Source organism: Sphingomonas sp. TX0543 (assembly GCF_048565505.1).
In the GTDB taxonomy this organism is placed as follows: Bacteria; Pseudomonadota; Alphaproteobacteria; order Sphingomonadales; family Sphingomonadaceae; genus Sphingomonas.
Genome location: NZ_JBLZUS010000002.1, coordinates 436,385 through 462,155, shown reverse-complemented (window position 1 = coordinate 462,155; position 25,771 = coordinate 436,385). Strand labels below are relative to the sequence as shown.

Annotated in this window: 24 protein-coding genes; 16 read left to right on the top strand and 8 right to left on the bottom strand. The window is 65.2% G+C overall.

Annotated features, from left to right (window positions below; translation table 11 throughout):
- Nucleotides 1–10: 10 nt before the first annotated feature.
- The 8 genes from ACM61V_RS02810 to ACM61V_RS02775 all read left to right on the top strand — a co-directional run bounded on the left by ACM61V_RS02810 (nt 11) and on the right by ACM61V_RS02775 (nt 7,336).
- On the top strand, nt 11–700 hold the full coding sequence (locus ACM61V_RS02810) for a flagellar basal body L-ring protein FlgH (RefSeq protein WP_137788444.1): 690 nt from the start codon (nt 11–13) through the stop codon (nt 698–700).
- Nucleotides 700–1,857, top strand: coding sequence for a flagellar basal body P-ring protein FlgI (locus tag ACM61V_RS02805; RefSeq protein ID WP_249341749.1), 1,158 nt, complete (start codon nt 700–702; stop codon nt 1,855–1,857). The genes ACM61V_RS02810 and ACM61V_RS02805 overlap by 1 nt, the downstream gene beginning before the upstream one ends.
- Nucleotides 1,854–2,195, top strand: coding sequence for a rod-binding protein (locus tag ACM61V_RS02800; RefSeq protein ID WP_137788445.1), 342 nt, complete (start codon nt 1,854–1,856; stop codon nt 2,193–2,195). The genes ACM61V_RS02805 and ACM61V_RS02800 overlap by 4 nt, the downstream gene beginning before the upstream one ends.
- The gene (gene flgK, locus ACM61V_RS02795; RefSeq protein ID WP_137788446.1) at nt 2,195–3,541 is read left to right on the top strand and encodes a flagellar hook-associated protein FlgK; all 1,347 of its coding nucleotides are present in this window, start codon (nt 2,195–2,197) and stop codon (nt 3,539–3,541) included. The genes ACM61V_RS02800 and flgK overlap by 1 nt, the downstream gene beginning before the upstream one ends.
- Nucleotides 3,541–4,431: a hypothetical protein gene (locus tag ACM61V_RS02790; RefSeq protein WP_137788447.1), complete on the top strand. Its 891-nt coding sequence runs from the start codon at nt 3,541–3,543 to the stop codon at nt 4,429–4,431. The genes flgK and ACM61V_RS02790 overlap by 1 nt, the downstream gene beginning before the upstream one ends.
- A 103-nt stretch (nt 4,432–4,534) precedes the next feature.
- On the top strand, nt 4,535–5,398 hold the full coding sequence (gene motA / locus ACM61V_RS02785; RefSeq protein ID WP_137788448.1) for a flagellar motor stator protein MotA: 864 nt from the start codon (nt 4,535–4,537) through the stop codon (nt 5,396–5,398).
- 1 nt (nt 5,399) lies between these two features.
- Nucleotides 5,400–6,308, top strand: coding sequence for a flagellar motor protein MotB (locus ACM61V_RS02780; protein WP_137788449.1), 909 nt, complete (start codon nt 5,400–5,402; stop codon nt 6,306–6,308).
- A 158-nt stretch (nt 6,309–6,466) separates the two neighbouring features.
- Complete coding sequence (locus tag ACM61V_RS02775) at nt 6,467–7,336, top strand: 3-hydroxybutyryl-CoA dehydrogenase (protein WP_137788450.1); 870 nt, start codon at nt 6,467–6,469, stop codon at nt 7,334–7,336.
- Nucleotides 7,337–7,341: 5 nt separating this feature from the next.
- Here the strand turns inward: ACM61V_RS02775 and rdgB are convergent, their stop codons facing one another.
- Both rdgB and rph read right to left on the bottom strand, forming a co-directional pair.
- Nucleotides 7,342–7,968: an RdgB/HAM1 family non-canonical purine NTP pyrophosphatase gene (rdgB, locus tag ACM61V_RS02770; protein WP_419713793.1), complete on the bottom strand. Its 627-nt coding sequence runs from the start codon at nt 7,966–7,968 to the stop codon at nt 7,342–7,344.
- A complete protein-coding gene (gene rph, locus ACM61V_RS02765) occupies nt 7,965–8,678 on the bottom strand; it encodes a ribonuclease PH (protein WP_137788452.1) in 714 nt (237 codons plus the stop codon). The genes rdgB and rph overlap by 4 nt, the downstream gene beginning before the upstream one ends.
- Nucleotides 8,679–8,852: 174 nt before the next feature.
- On the opposite strand from rph, the gene ACM61V_RS02760 reads away from it, so the two are divergent.
- The 5 genes from ACM61V_RS02760 to ACM61V_RS02740 are packed head-to-tail and all read left to right on the top strand — an operon-like array spanning nt 8,853 to nt 13,085.
- Nucleotides 8,853–9,374, top strand: a complete 522-nt coding sequence (locus ACM61V_RS02760) for a hypothetical protein (protein ID WP_419713792.1) — start codon at nt 8,853–8,855, stop codon at nt 9,372–9,374.
- A 44-nt stretch (nt 9,375–9,418) separates the two neighbouring features.
- Nucleotides 9,419–9,703: a hypothetical protein gene (locus tag ACM61V_RS02755; RefSeq protein WP_137788369.1), complete on the top strand. Its 285-nt coding sequence runs from the start codon at nt 9,419–9,421 to the stop codon at nt 9,701–9,703.
- A complete protein-coding gene (locus ACM61V_RS02750; protein ID WP_137788370.1) occupies nt 9,681–10,349 on the top strand; it encodes a response regulator transcription factor in 669 nt (222 codons plus the stop codon). Before ACM61V_RS02755 ends, ACM61V_RS02750 begins: the two co-directional genes overlap by 23 nt.
- A complete protein-coding gene (locus ACM61V_RS02745; protein WP_137788371.1) occupies nt 10,346–11,665 on the top strand; it encodes a sensor histidine kinase in 1,320 nt (439 codons plus the stop codon). Before ACM61V_RS02750 ends, ACM61V_RS02745 begins: the two co-directional genes overlap by 4 nt.
- A gap of 52 nt (nt 11,666–11,717) precedes the next feature.
- Nucleotides 11,718–13,085, top strand: a complete 1,368-nt coding sequence (locus tag ACM61V_RS02740) for an L-serine ammonia-lyase (RefSeq protein ID WP_419713791.1) — start codon at nt 11,718–11,720, stop codon at nt 13,083–13,085.
- A gap of 125 nt (nt 13,086–13,210) precedes the next feature.
- Here ACM61V_RS02740 and ACM61V_RS02735 read toward each other — a convergent pair whose 3' ends face one another.
- Complete coding sequence (locus tag ACM61V_RS02735; RefSeq protein WP_137788373.1) at nt 13,211–14,806, bottom strand: isocitrate lyase; 1,596 nt, start codon at nt 14,804–14,806, stop codon at nt 13,211–13,213.
- A gap of 97 nt (nt 14,807–14,903) precedes the next feature.
- Entirely contained in the window at nt 14,904–15,059 is a 156-nt protein-coding gene (locus tag ACM61V_RS02730; protein WP_171007692.1) for a hypothetical protein, read from the bottom strand.
- 161 nt (nt 15,060–15,220) lie between these two features.
- On the opposite strand from ACM61V_RS02730, the gene ACM61V_RS02725 reads away from it, so the two are divergent.
- Entirely contained in the window at nt 15,221–16,624 is a 1,404-nt protein-coding gene (locus ACM61V_RS02725; RefSeq protein WP_137788374.1) for a helix-turn-helix domain-containing protein, read from the top strand.
- On the opposite strand, the gene ACM61V_RS02720 is transcribed toward ACM61V_RS02725, so the two are convergent.
- The 3 genes from ACM61V_RS02720 to ACM61V_RS02710 are packed head-to-tail and all read right to left on the bottom strand — an operon-like array spanning nt 16,605 to nt 20,785.
- Nucleotides 16,605–18,041 (bottom strand): efflux transporter outer membrane subunit, encoded by a 1,437-nt coding sequence (locus tag ACM61V_RS02720; protein WP_137788375.1) that lies wholly within the window; start codon nt 18,039–18,041, stop codon nt 16,605–16,607. The genes ACM61V_RS02725 and ACM61V_RS02720 overlap by 20 nt on opposite strands.
- A 12-nt stretch (nt 18,042–18,053) precedes the next feature.
- The gene (locus ACM61V_RS02715) at nt 18,054–19,631 is read right to left on the bottom strand and encodes an MDR family MFS transporter (protein WP_137788376.1); all 1,578 of its coding nucleotides are present in this window, start codon (nt 19,629–19,631) and stop codon (nt 18,054–18,056) included.
- On the bottom strand, nt 19,628–20,785 hold the full coding sequence (locus tag ACM61V_RS02710) for an HlyD family secretion protein (protein WP_137788377.1): 1,158 nt from the start codon (nt 20,783–20,785) through the stop codon (nt 19,628–19,630). The genes ACM61V_RS02715 and ACM61V_RS02710 overlap by 4 nt, the downstream gene beginning before the upstream one ends.
- A gap of 80 nt (nt 20,786–20,865) precedes the next feature.
- On the opposite strand from ACM61V_RS02710, the gene ACM61V_RS02705 reads away from it, so the two are divergent.
- Both ACM61V_RS02705 and ACM61V_RS02700 read left to right on the top strand, forming a co-directional pair.
- A complete protein-coding gene (locus tag ACM61V_RS02705) occupies nt 20,866–21,294 on the top strand; it encodes a MarR family winged helix-turn-helix transcriptional regulator (protein WP_249341742.1) in 429 nt (142 codons plus the stop codon).
- Between the two features lie 575 nt (nt 21,295–21,869).
- Nucleotides 21,870–24,332: a TonB-dependent receptor gene (locus tag ACM61V_RS02700; RefSeq protein WP_137788379.1), complete on the top strand. Its 2,463-nt coding sequence runs from the start codon at nt 21,870–21,872 to the stop codon at nt 24,330–24,332.
- A gap of 94 nt (nt 24,333–24,426) precedes the next feature.
- On the opposite strand, the gene ACM61V_RS02695 is transcribed toward ACM61V_RS02700, so the two are convergent.
- Complete coding sequence (locus ACM61V_RS02695) at nt 24,427–25,770, bottom strand: sensor histidine kinase (protein WP_249341743.1); 1,344 nt, start codon at nt 25,768–25,770, stop codon at nt 24,427–24,429.
- Nucleotide 25,771 lies beyond the last annotated feature (1 nt).

Below are 25,771 nucleotides of genomic sequence, written 5' to 3'. Positions count from 1 at the left end.
GGGACCGGACATGACGCGCGTATCTTTTTCCATCACCATCGCCGCGGCCGCGCTGCTGGCCGCCCCGGCCGCGGATGCGAAGCTGCTCGGCAAGAAGGCGCCGGTCGAGGACTTTTCCGCAGTACGCCTGGCGCCAATGGCGCCGGCGGAGCCTGCGGCACAGCCGAATGGCGCGATCTTTCAGGTGGCAGGCGGCTATGCCGCGCTGCACGAAGGATGGCGTGCGCGGCGCGTGGGCGATCCGCTCACGATCGTGCTCGTGGAGCGCACCGCGGCGTCCAAATCCGCCTCCTCGAAGCTAGATTCTGGCGGCGGTTTCGGCATCACGCCGCCGACCACCGGCCCGCTCTCGCTGTTCAAGTCTACCGATGCCTCGGCCAGCGGGACCCGCAACTTCAACGGCGCGGGGACGACCGATCAGGCCAACTCGCTCTCCGGCGAGATGTCCGTGACGGTGGCGCAGGTGTTCCCCAACGGCACGATGCTGGTGCAGGGGCAGAAGCGCGTCACGCTCAATCGCGGCGATGAATTCGTCCAGATCAAGGGCATCGTCCGCGCCGCCGACGTCGATCTCGACAATCGCGTGCCCTCGACACGCGTCGCCGACGCGCAGATCGCCTACACCGGCAAGGGCGATGTCGCCCGCGCCAGCCGCCAGGGCTGGCTGAGCCGCTTCTTCCAGGTGGTGAGTCCGTTCTGATGCAGAATCTGGCATCCCCTGCCGCGCGCGCGCGCCGATCGATCCGCTCGGATCGCGAAATCTGGTGGCTCGCACTTGTCGCGCTGTTGGTCGCGATACTGTCCGCGAGCCCGGCGTCGGCCGATCGCATCAAGGATCTCGGCGGCTTCCAGGGCATCCGATCGAACCAGTTGACCGGTTACGGCATAGTGGTCGGCTTGCCCGGTACGGGCGACGACAATCTCGAATTCACCGTACAATCGGTGAAGGCGGTGGCCTCGCGCTTCGGGCTGCAACTGCCGTCGAACGTGAATCCTGGGCTCAAGAATGCCGCCGTGGTGATGATTACGGCGGAGCTTCCCGCCTTCGCGAAGCCCGGCCAGCGGATCGACATCACGGTCGCCTCGATGGGCAAGGCGAAGTCGCTGCGCGGCGGCAGCCTGGTGCTGGCGCCACTGCTCGGTGCGGATGGGCAGGTCTATGCGATGGCGCAGGGCAATCTCGCGGTCGGCGGCCTGGGTGCCGAAGGCGCGGACGGATCGAAGATCGTCGTCAACGTTCCTTCCACCGGTCGTATCCCCGAAGGCGCGACGGTCGAACGCGCGGTGGCCACGGGATTTGAGCAGACGCCGTTTCTCACCTTCAACCTGGCTCGCGCCGATTTCACCACGGCACAGAACGTCGCCACCGCGATCAACAAGCGGCTCGGCTTCGGCACGGCGGAAGCGAAAGATGGCGTGTCGATCGCGGTGAAGGCGCCGCTCGGCGCGGACGTGCGCGCGGCGCTGATGTCGCAGATCGAGAACCTCGACGTCACCTCCGCCGAGCCGCCCGCAAAAGTAATTGTTAATGCCCGGACGGGAACGGTCGTTATAAACTCTGCGGTTCGGGTCGGTCCGGCCGCGGTGACGCACGGCAAGCTGACCGTGCGCATCGATGAGAACCAGCGGGTCAGCCAGCCGGGCCCGTTCAGCCAGGGTCAGACCGCGCTCCAGCAGAAATCGGGCGTGGCGATCGATGAGGAGCGTCGCCCCATGTTCCTGCTTTCGCCAGGACCGAAGCTTGCCGATATCGTCAAGGCGGTGAACGCCATAGGCGCGTCGCCGGCCGATCTGGTCGCGATCCTGGAGGCGCTGAAGGAGGCCGGCGCGCTGAAGGCCGAGCTGGTGGTGCTATGACGGCCGATGTCGCCAGCGCCGTCGCCAAGACGCAGATCACCGGCGCCACCGGCCTCGATAGCGGCCTCGCGCGCACCGCGTCGAAGGAAAATCTCGCCAAGGCGGGAAAGCAGTTCGAAGCGGTTTTCACCGGGATGATGCTCAAATCGATGCGGCAGGCGAAGCTCGCCGACCCGCTGTTCCAGAGCCAGGCGCTCGATACGTTCCGCGACATGCAGGATCAGAAGGTCGTGCAGCAGATGGCCGAACATACCCCGCTCGGCATCGGCAAGGCGATGACCGATTTCCTCTCGCGCTCGCAACCCGATCTTAACCACGGTTCTGCCACGGAAAGCTGATGGCTGACCTGCTCTCCATCGGCGCTTCGGGCGTGCGCACGTATCAGACGGCGCTGTCGACGGTGTCGGAGAACATCGCGAACGTCGGCAATTCGTCATACTCGCGCCGCGCGATCAACGTGCAGGAAGTCGGGGCGCCCACCACGATCTTTACTGCCGCCAATGCGATGAACGGCTATGGCTCGATCGCTGCCGGGGTCAATCGCGCGTCGGACATGTTCAAGTCGGAAGCAGTGCGCAGCGCCGGCGCCGATCTTGCGCGCACCCAGGCCGGATCAGTGTGGCTCGATCGCATTCAGTCCGCGCTCACCGGCCCCGATCTTGCGACCAGCCTGACCAATTTCTTCAACGCCGCCAAATCGGTGGCGGCCGATCCAGCCTCTCCCACGCCCCGCGCCACGATGCTGGAAAATGCTACCACCGCCGCCAACGCCTTCAGCGCGACCGGCAATGCACTGGCGCAGGTGACCGCCGATCTCGATGCCAACGCAGATCAGGCCACCGCCAGTCTCAGTTCGCTCGCCACCGCGCTCGCCAAGGTGAACGACGGGCTGGGGCGTGTGGGGTCGAATAGTGCACAGTCGGCCAACCTCTCCGATCAACGCGATTCGATCCTCGATCAGATGAGCGCGCTGGTCGATGTGAATGTCAGTTTCGATGCGGCTGGCCGCGCAACGGTGCGCGCGGGCGGCGCTGGCGGCCCGGTGCTGGTGTCAGGCAATGACGCCGCGACCGTCACCTACGCCCGCAACGCTGCCGGCACTGTATCTTTCGCGGTGCAGAACAACGGGACTTATTCGGTGCTTACCCCCGGCGGCGGCGCGCTGGGCGGCATCGTCGACGGTGCGCAGCGGATCGCCGATACCCGCGATCAGCTCAACACGCTGGCGACCAATTTCGTCAACGGCGTCAACGCGCTCCAGGCACAGGGCCGTGATCTTAATAATGCCGCCGGCCAGCCGATGTTCAATGTCGGCGCGGCGCCCACCGATATCTCGCTCGCGCTTACCGATCCCAGCGGCATCGCAGCAGCGGCGGTGGGTGGCGGCACGCGCGACAACGGCAATATCCTGCAATTCGATACGCTGCGTTCGACTGGCGGGTTCGAGGCCAAGGTAACGACGATGGTATCCGCCAACGCCGCCGCTTTGCAGAACAAGAATACCGTCGCCGCCGCACAGGGCGCGATCCGCGACAGCGCGGTCAGCGCGCGCGATGCGGTGACCGGCGTCGATCTCGATACGGAGGCGGTCGATCTGCTGCGTTTCCAGCAGGCCTATTCCGCTTCCAGCCGCGTCATTCAGGTGGCGCGCGATACCTTCCAGTCCATTCTGGATATCCGCTGATGACGATCGCACCTTCCACCAACCTGTTTTACAACCGCGCGGCATCCTCGATGCAATCGCTCACCGCGCAGGCGGATCGGCTGAATCAGCAGATCACGGTGCAGAGCAACATCCTCTCGCCTTCGGACAACAGCGTTGCGTGGTCGCGGCTGCAGGGGCTGTCGCTCGCCGATGCCAACGACACCGCCTACAGCGGCAATGTGTCGGTCGCGAAATCGGTGCTGCAACAGGCGGACAGCGCGCTCGGCCAGATCGGCGACCAGCTTCAGCAGATGTCGACGCTCGTCACGCAGGCGGCCAACGGCACCTTGCCGGCCAGCGCCCGCGCGACGATGGCGACGCAACTTTCCGACCTGCTCACCTCGATCCTCGCCACCGCAAACGCCACCGACATGCGCGGCGGCCCGCTGTTCGGCGGCAGCACCGGCACGACCGCGGTGACGCAGAACGCCGACGGGTCGCTATCGTTCACGACCGGCAATGCGGCCGTCATCCCGATCGGTGACAACCAGTCGGTTCAGCCTAGCAACAACGCGTCGACGTTTCTCAAGACGGGAGCGAGTGACCTGGGGCAGGCGATCACCGCGATGATGGCCGCGCTCAACGCCGGCACCGATGTCCCCGCCGCGGCCAAGGATACGCTTCAGCAGATATCCGATCAGGTGACGACAACACAGGCGTCGATCGGCGCGCGTGCTGCGCGTGTCGATATCGTCGCGGGGCAGATCAGCTCCGCGACGGTGGATCGCTCGCAGGCGCGCACCGATGTTGACGGCTTCGATTATGCCACCTCGATCGCCGAACTTCAGAAGACGATGACGGTGCTGTCCGCGACGCAGGCGAGCTTCACGAAGCTCTCAAGCATGTCGCTGTTCGATTATCTGAAGTGATGATGGCGGATGCCGCCTGACTAAAAACAATGGTGGTTAACCGGATGGCGACGAACGGGCGGTAACCACAAGCCAACACACGATTTGCCGCGGGGGTGCAAAAATGTTTCCGGCCATTGGCCTTGTTGTCCTCCTTGGCATGGTTTTCGGCGGTTTCGCCATCACCGGCGGCGCGCTCGGACCGGTGTTCGAAGCGATCCCGCACGAGATGCTCATCATCGGCGGCGCCGCTGCCGGTGCGCTGATCATCGGCAATTCGGGCAAGGAACTCAAGGCGATGGGCGGGGGCCTCGCCAAGGTGTTCAAGGGCCCGAAGTACAAGAAGCAGGATTATCTCGACACGATCTTCCTCGTCTCGAAACTGATGAAGATGCTTCGCATGGAAGGGCCGATCGCGCTGGAGCCGCATGTCGAGGATCCGAAATCCTCCGCCGTCTTTGCCGAATATCCGCGCCTACAGGCCGATCATACGCTCGTAAACCTGATTGCCGATACGCTGCGGCTCGTCGTCGTCTCATCCGGGACGCTCGACGTGCATGCGGTCGAGGAGGTGATGGACAATGCGATCAAGACGCACCACCACGAGGTTGAGGGGCCGCAGCACACGCTGAGCAGCCTCGCCGATGCGCTCCCCGCGCTCGGCATCGTTGCCGCGGTGCTCGGGATCGTGAAGACGATGGGCTCGATCGACAAGCCGCCGTCGGTCCTGGGGGCGATGATCGGCTCGGCACTGGTTGGCACGTTCATGGGTGTGCTGCTGGCCTATGGCATCGTGAATCCGCTCGCGAACCGGTTGAAGCAGGTGATCGAGGCCGATGCCGCCATCTATCATGTGGTGAAGCAGATCATCGTCGCCTCGCTGCACGGTCATCCGCAGCCGCTGGTGATCGAGGCGGCACGCTCCGGCATCGCGCACAAGAACCAGCCCGGCTTCGCCGAGGTTTTCGACGGCCTGAGGGGCAAGTAGCATGGCCGCGCGCGCGCCGCACGGCTCGAACCAGCCGCCGAAGATCATCTACAAGAAAATCTATATCGAGGGGCACGGCGGCCATCACGGCGGCGCGTGGAAGGTTGCCTACGCCGATTTCGTGACGGCGATGATGGCGTTCTTCCTGCTTTTGTGGCTGCTCGGGGCGACGACCGAGAAGCAGCGCAAGGGCATAGCGGATTATTTCGCGCCCACGATTCTCAACACCAAGTCGCTGGGGATCGGCGGCTCGGGGCTGTTCGGCGGCAAATCCGTCGTCAGCGATCAGAAGACCGGGCCGGACGACGGCAATTCGCGGCTCCCGACGCTCGTCGCGCGCATCGATAACGAGGCGGGCGGCAAGATGATGGGCGCGGGCAAGAAAGGCTCGCTGCGCAGTCCGGAATCGGTCGCCGCGGAAGATCGCAAGAATTTCGCAGCGCTGCGTCGCCAGGTGCTGGAGCGGATCGCCGCGCGCGCGGATCTCAGCAAGCTGTCGCGCCATATCCGGTTCGTGATGACGCAGGACGGGATGCGCATCGATCTGATCGACGATGCCAATTACTCGATGTTCGCGCTCGGCACGACCGTGCTGGAGCCGGCCGCTTCCGAACTTATCGGGATGGTCGGCGACAGCATCACGCGCACCGGCAACCCGATCATGATCCGTGGCCATACCGATTCGGTACCCTACGGCGATCCGCGCGCGATGAACAACTGGACGCTCGCCACCGGCCGCGCCGAGGCGACCCGCCGCCGGCTCGCGCTCGCCGGAATACCGGAGGCGCGCTTCAATCGGATCGAGGGCGTCGCCGATCGCGAGCCGATGATCGCCAACGACCCGGCCGATCCGCGCAATCGCCGTGTCGCCATCACGCTGCTCTATCGCGCCGGCGTGTTCGGCCGCTGAACGGTCGCGAAAACGTCGGCCGTCAATTTGTTCGAGCCGCCGGCGATCAGCAGCACAGCTTATATCACGGCCCATCGTTGGCACGGGGTGCTTCTGCGCGGCTGGCTTCACGCGTGAAAGCGGCTATGCGACCGTACGTAATTCCATGGAGGCGATAGATGCAGGCAGTTGGCGTGATCGGTGCGGGGCAGATGGGTGCGGGAATCGCGCAGGTTGCGGCACAGGCGGGCTATCGCGTTCTGCTTGCCGATGTCGATCAGGCGCGCGCCGAAGCGGGCAAGACCGGCATAGCCAAGCGGCTCGCGCGTGATGTGGAGAAGGGCAAGATCGACGCGGACGGGCGCGATCGCGCGCTGGAGCGGATCGAGCCGGTCGGTACGCTCGCGGCGATGGCGCCTTGCGCGTTGGTGATCGAGGCGGCGACGGAACGTGAGGAAATCAAGCGCGGCATCTTCGCCGAGGTCGGCAAGGTGCTAGGCAAGGATGCGGTGCTCGCCTCCAACACTTCTTCGATCCCTATCACGCGGCTGGCGCAGGCAGCGCCCGATGCCGCGCGCTTTGTCGGCGTGCATTTCTTCAATCCCGTGCCGGTGATGGGGCTGATCGAACTGATCCGAGGGCTTGCGACCGCCGATGCGACGGTCGCGCTGGTCGAGCAGTTCGCGCAGGCGCTCGGCAAGCAGGTCGTGCATGCGAATGACGCGCCCGGCTTCATCGTCAACCGTATCCTGATGCCGATGCTCAACGAGGCGTGCTTCGCGCTCGGCGAGGGCGTCGCGACCATCCGCGACATTGATCTGGCGTGCCAGCTCGGGCTCAATCACCCGATGGGGCCGCTCACACTGGCGGATTTCATCGGGCTGGACACCTGTTTGGAAATCACCCGAGTGCTGTTCGAGGGTACCGGAGACCCCAAGTTCCGCCCCGCGCCGCTGCTCGTGAAATATGTCGAGGCGGGCTGGTACGGCCGCAAGACCGGGCGTGGTTTCTACGATTATTCGGGCAGCGCGCCGGTGCCGACGCGCTGAGCGGATCAGAACACCGCGTCGACCAATTGCCGAAAGGCGTCGGCGCGGTGACTGATGGCATGCTTGCGCGCCTGATCCATCTCGCCAAAGGTTTCGCGTTCGCCATCGGCGAGGAACATTGGATCGTAGCCGAAACCCTTGTCGCCCCGCGGCGGCCACACCAAGGTGCCATCCACGCGGCCCTCGAACCACTCGGCATGGCCGTCCGGCCACGCAAGGGCCAGCGCGCAGACGAAATGCGCGTCGCGCGGCGCGCCGTCGATCGCGGCCAGCTTGTCCTCGATCCGCCGCATCGCCTCATCGAAATCCTTCGTCTCGCCCGCCCAGCGCGCGGAAAAGATACCGGGATCGCCACCCAGCGCAGCGACGCACAACCCAGAATCGTCGGCGAGCGCTGGCAGGCCGGAAAGGTCAGCCGCCGCGCGCGCCTTCAACTCGGCGTTCATTACGAACGTGGTGCCGGTTTCCTCCGGCTCGGGCAGGTCGAGCGCTGCGGCGGAGATGACTTCCAGCCCATGGCCCTCGAGCAGCGCGGCGATTTCGCGCACCTTGCCGGGGTTATGGCTGGCGATCACCAGCTTGCCCGCGGCCAGCTTGCGGATTGCCTGCGGCTCGTTGCCCTCGCCGCTCATGCGATCGCCTTCGCCTGTGCCGCGAAGATTTCGGTGCAGCCGATCCGCGCGAGACGGAGCAGACGGAGCAGCGCTTCCTCGTCGTAGGTGGCGTGCTCGGCGGTGGCCTGCGCCTCGGCGATATGGCCGTTTTCGAGCAGCACGAAATTGGCATCGGCGTCCGCGTTCGAATCCTCGTCATAATCGAGATCGAGCACCGGGTTGCCCTTGAAGATGCCGCAGCTCACCGCCGCGACTTTCTGGCCGATCGGGTCGCTCGTCAACTTGCCCTCGCGCAGCAACCCATCGACCGCGAGTCGCAAGGCGACCCACGCGCCCGAAATCGAGGCGGTGCGGGTGCCGCCATCGGCCTGGATAACGTCGCAATCCAGCGTGATCTGGCGCTCGCCTAGTGCGGAGAGATCCGTCACGGCGCGCAGCGAGCGGCCGATCAGGCGCTGGATTTCCTGCGTCCGGCCCGATTGCTTGCCCTTCGCCGCTTCGCGGCTGCCGCGTGTGTGGGTGGCGCGGGGGAGCATGCCATATTCGGCGGTGACCCAGCCCTGCCCCTTGCCGCGCAGGAACGGTGGCACGCGCTCCTCGATGCTGGCGGTGACGATCACCTTGGTATCGCCGAAGCCGATCAGCACCGATCCTTCCGCATGGCGGGTGAAGCGAGGTTCGATGGTGATTGCGCGCATCTGATCGGGGGTGCGGCCGCTGGGGCGCATGGGCGAAGTCTCCTTGGGGTTACGGCGTGCGGGCCTAGGGTGTGCGTCCGGCGGAGGCAATCGCGAATGCCGGGATCGCGCCATTATCCGTAAGGCATGTGTCAGCATCGTCTGGAACAACGGCTGCGCTGACGCGCTGATCCGCGTGTCACCGGGGTTGCAGGAGAAATTGCCATGACCACGGTTTCAAAGAGAACGGCCCTCCCGTTGATGGCGCTGGTGGCCATCGGTCTGATGGCAGGATGCACCACCACCGGCACGGGCGTTGGGGATTCGGACAAATCGGGGCTTACGGCCACCTTCACCTGGAAAGCGCAGGGTTCGCGATCCGGTGACATGACCGCACAGCTAAGCAACGGCCAAACCTACACGGGCACCTTCTTCCAGATCACCCAGGAAACACGGGTCGATGATCTGGGGCCGCTGTGGGCCGGCTGGGGTCCGATCGGTCCCTATCGTGGCGGCTGGCGGCGCGGCGGTTGGGGCTGGGGTGGCGGCTGGGGTTATTGGGGCCCGTCGCAGGATTTCGTGACGCATTATTCGGGCAAGGTGCTCGCAAATCTCGTCGGGCCTGACGGGCGGATGCGTTGCCGCTTCACGTTGATCCGCCCGTCCAGCGGAATGAGCGGCGGTGGCGAGGGCCAGTGCCAGGTGCCGGGTGGAGGCAGCCTCAACGCGACCTTTGCGCCCCATTGATCGGGCGGGGCGTTCTGGTGTGGACGAAAGGACCGGCCTGATCGATGCAGACCAACGACGCGCGGCGGCCGCCGGCACAGGTCGGCGGCATGCCGCCGGCGATGGGCAGCAGCCATCACATCCTGAACGGCGCCTCCAACTTGTTGTGGGTGGCGTTCGTCATCATCACCGGGCTGAAGGTTACGGCTTACGGCGCGCATTCTTTCGCTGGAGAAACCGCGCTTGGCGCCGCTGTGCTGCTTACCGCGAGTTGTTTTTCGTCTTGTCGGTCGCTCCGCGGCGGCCCGGACTGGTGGGAGCCTGGCCGTGCGCCTGCTGATTGTCGATGACAATGCCGAGCTGGCGGAAGCGCTGGCAGCGGCATTCCTGAGGCGCGATATACGCTGCGATATCGTGGGCACCGCGCAGGACGCCGAGCATCTGATCGCGACGGTTGACTACGCGGCGGCCGTGCTTGATCTCGGCTTGCCCGATGAGGACGGCCTGGTGCTATTGAGAAGGCTGCGTGCGCGTCGCTGCAACCTTCCGGTGATCGTGCTCAGCGCGCGCAGCGAAGGCGAAATGCGCGTGCTGGGGCTGGAAAGCGGCGCGGACGATTACCTCGTCAAGCCGTTCTTGTTCGTGGAGCTGCACGCGCGGCTCGTCGCTATTCTGCGGCGCCAGGGCGGCTACATCGAGGACGTATTGCGCACCGCGAACCTCACGCTTGATACGCGCAGCCGAGAAGTTCGTGCCGGTGCCGAGCCGCTCTCGCTGTCGGTTCGCGAGATCGAGCTGCTTGAATTGCTTATGCGACGCACCGGCCATGTCGTGCCCAAACGCGTGCTGGCGGATCAACTGTTCGGCGCGAGCGACGCGCTGGGCTCGAACGCCGTCGACGTCTATGTTCACCGCGTCCGCCGCAAGCTCGAGGATTGCGCTGCGGTAAAGGTGCAGACGGTGCGCGGAATCGGATACATGCTATCCACCGCATGATGCGCCGACTTCCCCGCTCCCTTTTCGGCAAATTGTTGCTGGGGCAGATCGTGATCGTGGTGGTGATCGCGGTTGCGCTGCCGCTGCTGTTGTCCCGTATGCTCAACGATACGGCGGACGCCTTCGTCGCGGCGCGGCTGGAGCACGAGGCGAACACCTTTCTGAACGGCAGCATGGCTGATGGTCCGCCGGTTTTGCGCGACCGTGGCAACCGCTTCTTCGCCTTGTTCGATGGCGGCGGCACGGTGCTGATCGCGCGACCACAGGTGCTGCCTTTCGATCTCGCCGATCTCCCGCACGGCGCGAAGCAAACCTTCGCCACCTGGGGGCGTTATGATCTGCTCACTCGGCCGGTGAAGCTGTCAGGCGGCCGATCGGGCTGGATGGTGGTGGCGCAGGACCGCACCCATCCAGAGGAGATCGTCGACGATATCGTCCGCTCGTTTCTGCGGCGCTTTGCCTGGGTGATCGCCGCAGCGCTGCTCGGCTCGCTGCTGCTGTCGTTTATCGTGCTGCGCCACGTGACGGGTATGTTCCGTGATGCAGCGACCGATGCCGACGCGATCGGCCTTTCCCGCCTCGATGGGCGCATTGATGAGGCAAGGATGCCGAGCGAGGCGATGCCGCTCGTCCACGCCACCAATCGCGCGCTTGATCGGCTGGAGGCGGGCTATCGCGCGCAGGGCGATTTCGTCGGCAACGTCGCGCACGAGCTGCGGACTCCGCTGGCGCTGATCTCGCTTCGGCTGGAGCAGCTTCCCGTCTCGCCGGAACGCGAGCAGATCGGGCGGTCGGTCGATCAGGCCAATCACGTCATTCGGCAACTGATCGATCTCGCCGCGATCGATCGGCTGCACCCGCAGCTGGGCATGGTCGATCCGGCGGCGGTTGCGCGCGAAGCGGTGGAGGGGATGGTGCCGATCGTCTATCGTTCGGGCCACAGCATCGCGTTCGAGGAGCCGGAGCAGCCGCCCTGTCGCGTGCGCGGGGTGGCTGAACTGTTGTCAATCGCGGTCACGAACCTGATCGACAATGCAGTACGCCATACCCCGGCCGGATCGGCTATCGTGGTGTCTGCGGCGGCGGACGGCAGCCTGACGGTGGAGGATGACGGCCCGGGCCTGGCCGTGGATGCGCGCGACCCCGCTGCACGCCGGTTCCGCCGCGGCGACACGGCGCGAAGCGATAGCGCGGGACTTGGGTTTTCGATCGTCGAACGCATCGTCGGCGTCTGCGGCGGAAGCCTCGAAACCGGCCGCAGCGCCGCAGGCGGCGCGCTGCTTCGGCTTCGACTGGACCCGACGCCGCTGGCGTAGACCGGGCGCATCATGGTCATTAAGACGCGGCTTTGCGTCAGGAAAAGTGTTCATGTCGTCCGACCAGCCGTCAGCGGTCAGCATCACCGAATTGTTCACTATCGGCATCGGCCCGTCCAGCTCGCACACCGTTGGCCCAATGCGTGCCGCCAAGGCGTTTGCACGCGAAATGGTGGATGCGGGCATTATGCCGGTGCGGGTGCAATGCGAGCTGTTCGGCTCGCTCTCGCTGACCGGGCGCGGGCATCATAGCGATCGTGCCGTATTGCTTGGCCTGGCGGGCGAAACCCCCGAGACAGTGGATCCCGAGATGATCGACGCGATGATCGCCGCGATCGTGGCGGAGGGTCGGCTGACCCTGGACGCGCGCGCACCGGTCGCGTTCGACGTCACCCGCGACCTCTTGTTTCGCCCCAGCTTCCTGCCTGCGCATCCCAATGCGATGGTGTTCACCGCGACGTTTCACGATGGCAGCGAGTTGGCGCGGCGCTATTATTCGATCGGCGGCGGCGTGATCCGGCAGGAGGGAGCGGAGCCGGATCGTGCCAACCGCCGGCTGCGTCATCCTTTCGGTTCTGCGGCTGAACTGCTTGCGATCGGGATGGCGGAGGCGATGAGCGTCGCCGATATCGTCCGCGCGAACGAAGGCGCTTGGCGCGGGGATGTGGAAACCGACGCCTTCCTCGACCGCGTTCGCGATGCGATGTGCGCCTCCATCGAGCGCGGTTGCGCAGCGACCGGCGAACTGCCCGGCGGCCTCAGGGTGCAGCGCCGCGCGCGCGCGATCCGCGAGAAGTTGGCGGAGCGGGGGCCGCGCAGCGATCCGGGCCTGGTGTTCGAGTGGGTCAGCCTGTGGGCGCTGGCGGTGAACGAGGAGAATGCCGCTGGCGGCCGCGTGGTAACTGCACCCACCAACGGCGCGGCGGGCGTGATTCCAGCGGTGCTGCGCTATTACGAGACATTCGTCCATGGTGCGACGCGCGACGGCATGCGCCGGCTGCTGCTCACCGCGGCCGCAATCGGGATGCTTTACAAGAAGCGCGCGTCGATCTCGGCGGCTGAGATGGGGTGTCAGGGCGAGGTTGGCGTCGCCTGTTCGATGGCCGCGGGCGGGCTGGTCGCGGCGCTCGGCGGCAGCAACGCGCAAATCGAGAATGCGGCTGAGATCGGGATGGAGCACAACCTCGGCCTTACCTGCGATCCGATCGGCGGGCTCGTGCAGATTCCCTGCATCGAGCGCAACACGATGGGCGCGATCAAGGCGATCAACGCTGCCTATCTCGCGCTCCACGGCGACGGGAGGCACATCGTCAGCCTCGATCAGGTGATCGAGACGATGCGCCAGACCGGCGAGGATATGCGCTCTAAGTATAAGGAAACCAGCCTTGGCGGCCTGGCGGTGAACGTGGTGGAATGTTGAGAGAAGTATCGTTCCTGAATACGGACGCGGCGATGCCGCGCCGTAAGCGGTCGGCGGGTGATGAAGCACCCGCCGACGCCCGTGCCTGGCCGCCTCGCGGATAGCTTTGCTATCCGCGCGCGGGATCAGGCCGCGAACTGGTTCATCGTGTTGTGCGCGCCACCCGCCTTCAGCGCGGCTTCCCCGGCGAAATATTCCTTGTGGTCGTCGCCGATGTCCGAGCCGCTCATGTTCTGGTGCTTCACGCAGGCGATGCCTTGGCGGATTTCCTGCCGCTGCACACCTTTGACGTAGCCCAGCATTCCAGCCTCGCCGAAATATTCTTTCGCCAGGTTGTCGGTGCTCAGCGCTGCGGTGTGATAGGTCGGCAGCGTGATAAGGTGGTGGAAGATGCCAGCCCGCGCCGCCGCATCCTTTTGGAAGGTGCGAATCTTCTCGTCCGCTTCCGCCGCCAGTTCCGTGCCGTCGTAATCGACGCTCATCAGCCGTGCGCGATCGAAGGCTGACACATCCTTTCCTTCTCCCGACCACCGATCATAGACCTGCTGGCGGAAATTGAGCGTCCAGTTGAAGCTCGGCGAGTTGTTATAGACGAGCTTGGCGTTCGGGATCACCTCGCGGATGCGATCCACCATGCCGGCGATCTGCTCGATGTGCGGCTTCTCGGTTTCGATCCACAGCAGGTCCGCGCCATTCTGCAGGCTGGTGATGCAATCGAGTACGCAGCGATCAGCGCCAGTGCCCTCGCGAAACTGGAACAGGTTCGACGGGAGCCGCTTCGGGCGCATGAGCTTGCCGTCGCGCTCGATCACAACGTCGCCGCGCAGCGTGGAAAGGTCGCTGACCTCTTCGCAATCGAGAAACGCATTATACTGGTCGCCCAGATCGCCCTTCTCTTGCGAATAGGCGATCTGCTTGGTGAGGCCGGCGCCGAGCGAATCGGTGCGGGTGACGATGATGCCGTCCTCCACCCCTAGTTCGAGGAAAGCGTAGCGGCAGGCACGAACCTTCTGGAGGAAATCCTCATGCGGCACGGTGACCTTGCCATCCTGGTGGCCGCACTGCTTCTCGTCGGAAACCTGATTTTCGATCTGCAGCGCGCAGGCACCCGCCTCGATCATCTTCTTGGCCAGCAGATAGGTCGCCTCTGCATTGCCGAAGCCCGCGTCGATGTCCGCGATGATCGGCACGACGTGCGTCTCATAATTGTCGATAGCGTTGACGAGCCGCTGCGCCTCGACCTCGTTGCCGGTCTCCCGCGCATGATCCAAATCGCGGAACATCATGCCGAGTTCGCGGGCGTCCGCCTGCTTGAGGAAAGTGTAGAGTTCCTCGATCAGCGCCGGCACACTGGTCTTTTCGTGCATCGACTGATCGGGCAGCGGGCCGAAATCGCTGCGTAGCGCCGCTACCATCCAGCCGGAAAGATAGAGGTATTTGCCCTTGGTCGAGCCGAAATGCTTCTTGATCGAGATAAGCTTTTGCTGCCCGATGAAGCCGTGCCAGCAGCCGAGCGACTGCGTGTACGCCGCCGGATCGGCATCATAGGCCGCCATGTCGCGCCGCATGATACCAGCTGTGTAACGCGCAATATCAAGGCCCGTACGAAACCGGTTCTGCAATTGCATCCGCGCGACCGCTTCGGCATCGATGCCGTCCCATGTGCCGTTGAAGCCACGGATCAGCGCGTCGGCGCCGGCGATTTTTTCCTGATAGGTCACGGATGATGCTCCTTGGATGATAAATCGGGGGTGCTGGAATGTCCGCCGGCGTGCCGAGGCACGTCGGCGGACACCTTCCTCCCCAGGAAGTCGCGGGTCAGCCGAGCCGGCCGAGGCGATGATAGAGATTGGAGAATTTGGCCGAACGCGGATCGTCCGCGATCTGCTTCACGTAATTTGCGACCGCTTCTTTCATCAGCCCGAAATCTTCAGTCGAGAACACTGCGCGGCTGCGCTGGGGTTCCTTCGTCATGTCGTGGCTCCTGCTTCGTTCGGCGTGTTCGCCGGATGGCAGTGCGATAATCCACGAACGGTGGTGCGATCAGCCATATTCGCGCGCTAAAAGTGTCGCGCGGTCGCACGAAACAAGTTAATATCGGTAATATTGTAAATTAATTGACAGAAAGACCACGGATGGCGCGGGACAAATTGCTGGCGGGTCACGCGGTCAGGCGCTTGCGACGGCGCACTGGCCTGACGCAGGCCGCAATGGCGGAAATGCTAGGCGTTTCCCCGAGTTACCTCAATCTGATCGAGCGCAACCAGCGCGCCTTACCGGCCGGCCTGCTGGTCAAGATGGCGGAGCAGTTCGATTTTGACCCGCGCGCGCTGGCCGCGGGGGAGCCGGGCGGCGGTGTTGCGGCGATCCGGCGGCGTTTGGCGGACCCGTTATTCGCCGATCTGGAAATAGATCGCCACGAAATGGAGGAATGGCTCGCAACGTCGCCGGGCGGCGCCGAAGCGTTCGCGCGCGCCTTCGATCGAGCGGGCGTTGCCGGAGCGGTGGCCGGCGGATCCGCGCAGGACGATGTGATGACGGCCGTGCGCCGCGAGATAGAGCGCTGGCGCAATCACTTTCCGGATCTTGATGCGGCGGCCGAAATCCTGGCGGATGAGCTGCGGCTGGTCGGCGCGGATCTCTATGCAGCCCTGGTCGAGCGGCTGCGCGTCAAGCACGGCCTGTCGATCCGCATCCTGCCGTCGGACGTGATGCCGGATCTGTTGCGGCGTCTCGATCTCCATGCGCGACAGTTGCAGTTGAATGAGACGCTTGATCCGTCCGCCCGCATCATGGCGCTTGCCAGTCAGCTCGCACAGCTCGAAGCGCGCAGCGAGATTGATGCACTGGCGCGCGGCGCAACTTTCGTGGATCGTAATGCGGAGCGGTTGTTTCGTCGCCATCTTACGAACTATTTCGCCGCCGCGGTGATGATGCCCTATGTTCGCTTCCTGCGCGCGTGCGAAGCAACCGGCTATGACGTGAGTATGCTCGAGCGTCGCTTCGGCGCTAGCTTCGAGCAAGTGGCTCATCGTCTAACCACGTTGCAGCGGGTCGGCGCGCGCGGCCTCGCTTTCTTCATGATTCGCATTGATCGCGCCGGGCAGCTTTCGAAGCGCTACGCCGGGGCAAGCAGCGCGATACTGGCGCAGGCGCATGGCCGTTGCCCGTTGTGGCGGGTGCATCACGCGTTCGAGCGGCCTGGCGCATTGACCGTGCAGCTTGTCGAGCTGGAAGACGGGGGGCGTTGGTTCACGCAGGCGCGCGTTGTGAGCGCGCCGGGCGGTAGGGGGGACGCAGCGCCCGATGAGGTAATAGCGGAGTTTGCGATCGGGCTGGGCGTCGCGGCGGAGCAGGCGGGGAGCCTCGCCGCCGCGCGGGGGCTCGATCTAGCGGGCGCCGCGACGCCGATCGGCCTTGGCTGTCGCGCCTGCCTGCGCGCCGGCTGCCCGCAGCGTTCCGCCGCGCCCGATGGCCGCGCGCTCACCGTGAACGATCGTGAGCGCGGGCTTTCGGCGCTCAGTTTCGTGGAGGACTAGCATCCGTCCAGCCGAGGCCGAGCGCCTTCTGGATCGAGACATAATCGGCCGTCATCGCGGCGGTCGCCTGGCTCAGCGACTGCTCCGCCGCCACGCGCTGGCGCTCGGCGTCTAGTACGTCGATCAGCGTCGCGGTGCCGGCATCGAACCGTTGGCGCATCAGCGTGGTGGTCCGACTGGCGACGGCAAGGCTGCGCGCGGCGCTCGCCGCCGTCTGCCGCCGCGCGGCGTAGCGCGACAGCGAATCCTCGGCGTCTCTGAGCGCCCCGAGGACCGCGCCGCGATATTGCGCTGCCGCTTCGTCGCGCGCGCCTTCCGCCTGTCCGACCCGCGCCGCGTTGCGCCCGAAGTCGAGAAAATTCCACGAAAGCTGCGGCACAGCCAGCGCCGACAGTTTTCCCAGATCGAAGATATCGCCCGGTTTCGTGCCGCCGATCCCGATCAACCCCATGAAGCTCAGGCGGGGAAATTTCGCCGCTTCGGCGACGCCGATCTTGGCGGTCGCCGCGGCAAGCTGGCGCTCGGCGGCGCGTATGTCGGGGCGTCGCTGGAGCAGCGCGGTCGGATCGCCGATCGCGACTTCGGCAGGCGGCAGCGGCACGGCGCGCTTTTCGGCAAGGATCGAGTCGAGCGCGCCTGGCGCCTCGCCCGCAAGCACAGCCAGCGCATTGAGATAAGCGTCGCGCTCGGCGCTAAGCGGCAGGATCGCGGCGTCGCTCTGCTCGACCAGCCCCTGCAGCCGATCGACATCCAGCGCGGATGCGGTGCCCGCGGCCTCGCGCTGGCGGGTAAGCGCCAGCATCGCGCGCTGGCGCTCCGCCGCGTCGCGTGCCAGCACGATGCGCTGCTGCCGGTCGCGAAGATTGATGTAGGCCTGCGCCACCTCGGCGGTGAGGCTCACCTGCGCGTCGGCGACACTCGCCTCCGCCGCCCCGATCGAGGCGCGTGCCGCCTCCACCTTGCGACGCTGACCGCCGAACAGGTCGATTTCCCAGCTCGCGTCGAACCCGACGTTGTAGAAGTTGAGCGCAGTCGATCCCCCGCCGCCGCCGCCGGATTGCCCAAGGTCGATGCCAGGCAGTTGCGCGTGAAGATAGGTCGCCTGCGCGTTCGCGCTGGGCAGCGCGTTGGCGCGCTCGAGCCGCAGGGACGCGCGCGCCTGTTTCAGCCGCGCTTCCGCCACCTGCACGTTCGGATTGGCGGCAAGCGCGCGACGCTCCAGTTCGTCGAGCGTCGTATCGCCGAGCGCGCTCCACCATTGCGCCACCGTGGGCGCCGCGATGCTGGTGCCATCGGCGGCGCGGATGAAGGCGGCGCCGGGTCTTACCGCGCCGGCCGAGGATGGGCCGGCATAATCCGGCCCTACCGTGCAGGCGGCCAGCGCGACGAGCGGCAGGATTGCTAGGGGAGTACGCATGGCGAATGGGCCTCAGTGCATTGCGATCGACTGCCCCTTGGGCAGTGGTCGCAGGAACAGGACAAGGGGAACGACGATCACGATGCCGACCGCGAGAAGCCAGAAGATGTCGTTGAAGGTCATCACCAGCGCATCGCGCTGGATCGATCCGGCCAGGGTGCGCATTGCCGCATCGGGGCCGCCGAGCGCCTGGCCAAGCCCGGCGAGGTAATCCTGCAGCATTCCCGAATTGGCATCGAGCGTTTCCTCGATCCGACGGCTGTGCAGCCACGATCGCCGATCCTGGATCGTCGCGATGCCGGCCAGCGCGAACGAGCCGCCAAGGTTGCGCATCGCGTTGAACAGCCCCGCCGCATCGCCTGCATCCTCCGGGGGCACAGAGGCGATCGCCGCCTGATTGAGGAACAGGAAGGACAGGATCGTGCCCACCCCGCGCAGCAATTGCGATTCGACGAAAGCGCCGCCTGCCGATTGCGCCGTCAACACCGTGTCGATCCAGCAGCTTGTCGCCATGATGAGCAGGCCCGCGCCCACCGCGATGCGGATATCGAAATGCCGGATCATCAGTGGCGTGAACGGCATCAGCATCAGGCTGGGAATACCTGAAAGCAGCACGATCTTGCCGGACTGGAGCGCATCGTAATTGGCGATCGCGGCAAGGAACTGCGGGATCACATAGGAGGTGCCATAAAGCACCATGCCGACGACGATCCCCATCATCGCGACCGATCCGAATTGCCGATCGAGCAGCAGCTTGAGCTTGATGACCGGGCGGCGGGCGAACATCTGCCCGGCGAACAGCAGGACGAAGCCGATCGCGGAGACGAGCGATATCGTGACGATCTCGCTGCTCTGGAACCATTGCTCGCGCTGCCCCTCCTCCAGCACCACGGTGAGCCCGCCCAGCCCCAGCGCCAGCCCTGCGATCCCCATCCAATCGGCATTGAGCAACTCGCCGAGCTGCGCCTTGCGATGCGGCATCGTCAGCAGCAGCAGCGTCACCAGCGTGATGCCGACTGGCAGGTTGATGAAGAACGCATAGTGCCAGCTGACATTCTCGGTCAGCCAGCCACCGACCAGGGGGCCAAGCACCGGCCCCAGAATCGCGGTAACGCCGAACAGCGCGTTGCCGATCGGTTGCTGCGCCCGTGGCAGGCGCGTCGCGATGATCGTCATCGCGGTGGGAATCAGCGCCCCGCCGGTAAACCCTTGTCCGACACGCCCGATAATCATCATCGTCAGGTTGGTCGAAATCCCGCACAGCATCGAGAAGCCGGTAAACAAGGTCGCCGCAATCAACAGGAACGTGCGGAGCCCAAGCATGCGCTCCAGCCATGCCGAGAGCGGAATGATGATGATCTCGGCCACCAGATAGGCGGTCGCGATCCACGTGCCCTCGGTCGCGCTCGCACCGATTTCGCCCTGGATGGTGGGCAGCGAGGAATTGACGATCGAGATGTCGAGCGTCGCCATCATCGCGCCGAGGCTGCCCGCGCCGACGGCCAGCCACGCGGCCGCATCGGCGCGCTCGGGCAGCCCCTGTGTCGCCGCCGCCGGTGTATCCGACGCGCCGACGGTGGTGGCGTTCATTGGCCGATCCGCTCGTTGTGTTGCTGCTGCTCGCGCTTGATGCGATCGGCCGCGCCCTTTGCGGAACGCGTATCGACGCTCACGTCCACGGACATGCCGGGCACCAGCAGCGCGCGCGTTTCAGGGCCAGGGCTGATTGCGATCCGCACCGGCACGCGCTGGACGATCTTGGTGAAGTTGCCCGTCGCGTTCTGTGGCGGCAGGATCGAGAATTGCGCGCCCGTGCCGGGCGAAACGCTGGCGACCCGCCCGGGGATCTCCACACCCGGCAGCGCATCGACGCGGACGGAAACCGGCTGTCCGACGCGCATCAGGCCAAGCTGCGTCTCCTTGAAATTGGCGTCGATATAAAGACCGCGCACCGGCACGACCGTCATCAGCCGCGTCGCGGCCTGCACGAACTGCCCTTGCCGTACGGTTTTGTTGCCGATGCGGCCGTTGATCGCGGCTCGGATCAGGGTTGCGCCCACATTGGTGTCGGCGGCGGCGAGCTGCGCGCGCGCCCCTTCGCCTTGCGCCAGCGCCTGTTTCACCTGCGCTTGCAACGTGCCGACGCGCCGCCGCGCGCTCACGACCGCAGCCCGAGCGGCGGCGACCTTCGCGTCGGCCTGCGTCGCCTGACTCTTTAGTTGCGACAGTCGTTCGCGCGTTTCGGCGCCGGTCGCGGCGAGTGGCTGATACCGAGACACTTCATTATGCGCGAATGCCGCATCGGCGCGCGCGGCGACCAGGTCGGCTTGCGCACGCGCTATGTCGGCCTGTTGTTCACCAATCTGCGCGCGAACACCGGCCGCATTGGCGTTAGCCACGTCGATCTGCGCCCGGCTCTGCGCTGCCTGCGCATTATAATCGCGCGAATCGATCTGCAGCAGCGGCTGCCCCGCAGTCACCGTCTGGTTATCGGCGACGAACACCTTTTCGACATAACCGGAAACCTTGGGCGACACCGTTACCGCATCGGCCTGGACATACGCGTCATTTGTCGATTGCTGGTATTTGCCATAACTTTCGTAGCGCAACAGAAACGCGATCCCGCCGATCACAACAAGCGCGATTACGATGATGAGGATCAGGCGAACACGCGGTTTCTTCAGCGGGGAGACGCGCTCCTCCGTGGGCTGAGTCGCGGTGTTTTCGGGCGTTTGGTCTGCCATGGGAGTATCCGGGGTCGATTGCTGTCGTTTCAAATGCTCGCAGTTGCAGCATAATGCAAGACCATGTAATGAGGTTCCTCATGAAAAGCGACGATCAGCTCATCAAGAACCTCGCCAGCGCCTATCTCCAGATACATCGCCGTCTCAATCGGGCGCTGACACAACAGGGCGCCTCGCTGACACGCACCAAGATGCTGCTGTTCATCCGGGCGCGCCAAGGCGCGGCGCGCGCCGCCGACATCGCCGAACTGTTCGATCTTGCGCCGCGCACAGTCACGGAAGCGCTGGACGGCATGGAGCGCGACGCGCTGATCGCTCGCGCCGCAGACCCGGATGATCGCCGCGTGAAGCGAATCGCTATCACCGCGGCCGGCGCGCGGATGCTGGAAGCGACGGAGCCGCTGCGACAGAAAGTGTTGTCGGCGCAGCTCACCGCGCTCAGCGACGAGGAACATGCACAATTGACCTGCCTCCTCGGCAGGCTTGTCGAGTCGCTCGACGAGGCATGATGCTGGCGGAATCGCGTGCTTGCGTCTTTGCGCGCACGTGATAGGCTCTCACTCTTCCAACGCAAGATGCCGACAGAGCATTGCACTGGAGAGGAGACGGATAATGGAACGGATCAATTCCGGCGTGTGCGAGTGCAATGTTGGCCTGCTCGCCTGTGCCAGCGGCATCGCAATGGCGATCTTTGGCGTGGCGTTCGCGCTGCTGGGCTGATCGCCCGTAGTTATTCCCGCCGCTGATCTCCCGCATCACGATTCGCGCCGGCTGTCCGCCGCGCCTGGGATCCTTTCGAAATTTCATTCTTCATCGCGTCGGTAGCGCAGCGCGTCCACCAGCACGCATGATCGCTGCGGCCGGGGCCAGCGTGTCAGCAGCCTTTTCCCTGCCCCGGAATCAAGAGCTTCACGATGGCTTGCGCGCCGACCCCGATCGCATAGCCGATGAGACGATCGTAAAATGAAGTGAAAATGAACTCAATCGGTCGATCGATGTAACCGAAGTGTCACCGGGATGCCGCGCGACTGACATAGGGCCGCCCTCGGCGGGCCGATGCAGCCCGTGTTTGGGGAAACATCTCATGACGATTCTTTCGCGGACGCGGCTGCGTCTTCTCGCCGGTGCTGCGCTTTTCGCGCTGCCGGTCTCGGCGCATGCAACGCCTGCGCCTGTCGCGGATGCCGCGCCGGCTGAAGCTCCTGCCGCAACCGACGATTCGGGCATCAAGGATGTCGTCGTCACCGCGACCAAGCGCGAGACGAGCCTGCAGAAGACGCCGATCGCGATCAACGTGGTCGACACGCAGGTCATCAAGGATCGCCACGTCCAGAGCCTTTACGATCTTGCCGACGGTGCCGTGCCGTCGCTGCGTATCGCCACGTTCGAGGCGCGGCAGTCCGCGCTCACGATCGGCATCCGCGGCATCGTGCCGCTCGACGCGAATCAGCCCGCGCGCGAGCAGGGCGTCGGCATCTACGTCGATGGCGTCTATATCGGTCGCCAGCATGGTTTGAACGCCGCGCTGTTCGATCTGGAGCGGATCGAGGTGCTGAAGGGGCCGCAAGGCACGCTGTTCGGCCGCAACACCGAAGGCGGCGCGCTGAGCATCGTTTCGAAAGCGCCATCGGGCGTGTTCGACATGCGCGTTACCGCGGGCGTCAGCAATTATGGCGGCTATAATGCCGATGCGCACGTCGATCTGCCCGAATATCACAATTTCAGCGTGAAGCTGGATGGTGTGGTCCAGTATCAGGGGCCGACCACCAAGAATCCGATGCCGGGCCAGGCCGGCTGGAACTCGTTCAATCGTCGCGGCGGTCGTGCCGCCGTGCGCTGGAAGCCGACAAGCAACATCACCAACGATTTCTCGTACGACACCGGCTATGACGCGAACACGCCATTCTACAGCCAGCTGCTGAACTACAATCCGAACAATTGCGCCGCTGGCTCCCAGGCGTCGCAGCCGGCCTGCTATCTGCCAGGCACCAATTACACGAACCTCACGGGCACCGTGAAGCCGCTGTCGCCGCTGGTCGTCGTGAACGGCCAGACGCGCATGACCGTAGCCGACATCGGCGTTCCGCAGCAGGAAAGCATCGATAAAACGCACGGCTTCACCAACAACTTCAAGTGGAGCGCCTCGCCGGAGATCGAACTGCGCTCGATCACCGCATGGCGGGGGGTTACGGCTACGCAGTGGGATAACAGCGGCGGGGCGCATCGCGTGCCGGTCTATTCCCCCAATGGCGCGTTCAGCCGCTACAGCCTCGCCAACCTGCGCCAGACGCAGTTCAGCCAGGAATTCCAGGCCGTCGGCTCGATCAGCAGCATCGATTACGTGGCCGGCCTCTATTATTTCAACGAGCACGTCAGCGACAACGCCGCCACGCCCAATTCCAATATCTGGAATGCGGACGGCACCGGCTACACGATCAACCCGGCGATCTACACCAACCCGTTCGCCACGATCGATCGCGCGTCCGAAGTATGGTCGAAGAGCTATGCCGCCTACGGCCAGGCGACCTGGAACGCGACCGATTCGCTCCACCTCACCGTCGGTGGCCGCTACACCAACGACAAGAAGCGCGGCGTCCTGCACTTCTCGCGCGGCGTAAACTACGATACCAACCCGACCGTCGCCGCCGCTGCCGGCTACGCACCGCTCGACAAATCGTGGAACCGCTTCAACCCGATGGCGACGGTGGCCTATGACGTGAGCGACGACGTGCACGTCTATGCCAAATATGCCACCGGATATCGCGCGGGTGGCGCGAGCTCGCGCACGTCCAACTATCAGCCGTTCAACCCGGAAGACGTGAAATCCTATGAAATCGGCCTGAAGGCGGATTTCTGGGATCACCGCGGCCGCCTGAACCTGGCCGGCTACATCATGGACCGCAAGGACAGCCAGGTCGATATCAGCTCGATCCAGCCGCTCGGCGCGAGCAACTTCAACAACCTCGTGACGATCAACGCCCCCGGCATCACCAAGATCCGCGGGATCGAGGCCGATCTCACGCTGCGGCCGATCGATGGCCTGACGCTGACGGGCTCCTATGCCTATACCTACACGCGCATCCCGCCCGTGCTGATTACGGCGACCGCCGGCGGCCTCACCACGAGCGTGTACCAGAACTTCTACATCGTCTTCACCCCGCGCAACGCCGCGAGCGGCGCGGTCGATTACGAGGTTCCGGTCGGCGGCGGAGACGCGAAGATCCGCTTCCACCTCGATGCCAATTACTCGCAGTCGACGCAGGCGTTCGACCAGTTCGCCACCCACAATGACGCCTCGTTCCTCGTGAACGGCCGCGTCTCGCTGGCGGATATCGATCTGGGCGCTGGCGGTCAGAAGGTGACGTTCTCGCTGTGGTCGCGCAACCTGTTCAACGCGCAATATGTGTTCCGCCGCGATCCGTCGAACAGCCTGCCGGGCGCGCCGTCCAGCAGCGTGACGACGGGTAGCGTGAACAACATCCTGGGCGATTACGGCAACTTCAACGCGCCGCGCACCTTCGGCGTCGAGGCGACGTTCCGCATGTAACGGCGTTTTCCCCGATCGCGTGGCTCCCCTGCACGCGCGGTCAGTTCTCAGGCCCGGCCCGTCCTTTTTGTCGAAGGCGCGCCGGGCCTTTTTTCTATGCGACGCGCGCGATTGTCAGCACCGCGCGCAGGCCGGGGCGTGCCTGCTCCAGATCCAGCCGGCCGCGATGCAGCCCGGCGATCGCCTGCACCAGCGGCAGGCCAAGCCCATGCCCGCGCGCATGGCGGCTCGGCTCAAGCCTGCCGAACCGGCGCAGCGCGGTCGCCTGCTGCGCGGCGGGTATTCCCGGTCCGTCGTCGCGCACCGTCAGCCGGACGTGGCTGTTACCGCTGCACACGGAGAGGGTGATCGTGGTGCCGGCGGGCGTATGGCACAGCGCGTTTTCCACCAGGTTGATGAGCGCCTGGCTGAGCAATTGCCGATCCCCATCGATATCGGCACGATCACAATCGCCGACGACCAGAAGATGCCCGGATTCGGCGGCGACCGGCGCCATCATCTCCCCGAATTCGGCGACCAGGCCGCCAAGATCCAGCCGGGTGAAGCCGGCGCGGCGATCGCCCCCCTCTACCTCCGCAATGCGAAGCGCGGCGTTGAACATCGCGAGCAGCGCATCGCACTGCGCAAGCGTTTCCGCGATCTCGTCCTGAAGCGCCGCCGCTTCGCGGCGACCGGCGATCAGCGCAAGCCTGCTGCGCAGCCGCGCGAGCGGCGTGCGCATGTCATGCGCGATATCGTTGCTGACGTTGCTGATCTCGGCCATCAGATCGGCGATGCGATCGAGCATGCGGTTGAAGGTGGCCGCCTGTTCGGCGAAGGCATCGCCGCTGGGATCGACCGGCAGCCGCCGCCGCATGTCGCCATCGATGATCGCAAGCGCGGTTTCCCGCACTTCGCCGATGCGCCGGCTGACCAGCGACACGAACACGACCGCGCCCGCGACGACGATCGCGACGATCAGCGCGAACCCGAAGAGATAGAGCCGCCCGCGTGCCGCGCCTTCCTCGTCGATCGGGTCCGTTTCCGCGATCGTGGTGAGCCGCAGCCCGCCGCCGGCGTCGCGCACCAAAGCCCGCCCGGTCGACAGCCCGGCGATCCTGGCTTCGCGCGCCAGTGACGAGAAGCCGATCGGCAGCGATCGGGCCGGATGCACGTTGCCGCCCAGCCAGCGCCCGTTCGCATCGGTCAGCGCGAAGCCGACATCGGCGGTGTCGCGATCGCGCGAGAGCGCGGCGATACGGCTGGTGATCGCGGCTACGTTGCCGGGCGGCGAGGCGCTGATAACGCCATCCGCCAATGCCGCGATGCGCTTGTCGACCAGTTCGACGATCGCGCGCTGCATGGCGCGGTGCGTCGCAAACCCGGTCAGCGCCACGGCGACGAAAAACGCGGCAAGGAAAGCGAGCGTCAGCGATCGCAGCGATCGCAGCGCCGGCACG

Coding starts and splice junctions, on each gene's coding strand:
- ACM61V_RS02810 (WP_137788444.1), top strand. CDS start 11: ATGACGCGCGTATCTTTTTCCATCACCATCGCCGCGGCCGCGCTGCTG.
- ACM61V_RS02805 (WP_249341749.1), top strand. CDS start 700: ATGCAGAATCTGGCATCCCCTGCCGCGCGCGCGCGCCGATCGATCCGC.
- ACM61V_RS02800 (WP_137788445.1), top strand. CDS start 1,854: ATGACGGCCGATGTCGCCAGCGCCGTCGCCAAGACGCAGATCACCGGC.
- flgK (WP_137788446.1), top strand. CDS start 2,195: ATGGCTGACCTGCTCTCCATCGGCGCTTCGGGCGTGCGCACGTATCAG.
- ACM61V_RS02790 (WP_137788447.1), top strand. CDS start 3,541: ATGACGATCGCACCTTCCACCAACCTGTTTTACAACCGCGCGGCATCC.
- motA (WP_137788448.1), top strand. CDS start 4,535: ATGTTTCCGGCCATTGGCCTTGTTGTCCTCCTTGGCATGGTTTTCGGC.
- ACM61V_RS02780 (WP_137788449.1), top strand. CDS start 5,400: ATGGCCGCGCGCGCGCCGCACGGCTCGAACCAGCCGCCGAAGATCATC.
- ACM61V_RS02775 (WP_137788450.1), top strand. CDS start 6,467: ATGCAGGCAGTTGGCGTGATCGGTGCGGGGCAGATGGGTGCGGGAATC.
- rdgB (WP_419713793.1), bottom strand. CDS start 7,968: ATGAGCGGCGAGGGCAACGAGCCGCAGGCAATCCGCAAGCTGGCCGCG.
- rph (WP_137788452.1), bottom strand. CDS start 8,678: ATGCGCCCCAGCGGCCGCACCCCCGATCAGATGCGCGCAATCACCATC.
- ACM61V_RS02760 (WP_419713792.1), top strand. CDS start 8,853: ATGACCACGGTTTCAAAGAGAACGGCCCTCCCGTTGATGGCGCTGGTG.
- ACM61V_RS02755 (WP_137788369.1), top strand. CDS start 9,419: ATGCAGACCAACGACGCGCGGCGGCCGCCGGCACAGGTCGGCGGCATG.
- ACM61V_RS02745 (WP_137788371.1), top strand. CDS start 10,346: ATGATGCGCCGACTTCCCCGCTCCCTTTTCGGCAAATTGTTGCTGGGG.
- ACM61V_RS02740 (WP_419713791.1), top strand. CDS start 11,718: ATGTCGTCCGACCAGCCGTCAGCGGTCAGCATCACCGAATTGTTCACT.
- ACM61V_RS02730 (WP_171007692.1), bottom strand. CDS start 15,059: ATGACGAAGGAACCCCAGCGCAGCCGCGCAGTGTTCTCGACTGAAGAT.
- ACM61V_RS02725 (WP_137788374.1), top strand. CDS start 15,221: ATGGCGCGGGACAAATTGCTGGCGGGTCACGCGGTCAGGCGCTTGCGA.
- ACM61V_RS02720 (WP_137788375.1), bottom strand. CDS start 18,041: ATGCGTACTCCCCTAGCAATCCTGCCGCTCGTCGCGCTGGCCGCCTGC.
- ACM61V_RS02715 (WP_137788376.1), bottom strand. CDS start 19,631: ATGAACGCCACCACCGTCGGCGCGTCGGATACACCGGCGGCGGCGACA.
- ACM61V_RS02710 (WP_137788377.1), bottom strand. CDS start 20,785: ATGGCAGACCAAACGCCCGAAAACACCGCGACTCAGCCCACGGAGGAG.
- ACM61V_RS02705 (WP_249341742.1), top strand. CDS start 20,866: ATGAAAAGCGACGATCAGCTCATCAAGAACCTCGCCAGCGCCTATCTC.
- ACM61V_RS02700 (WP_137788379.1), top strand. CDS start 21,870: ATGACGATTCTTTCGCGGACGCGGCTGCGTCTTCTCGCCGGTGCTGCG.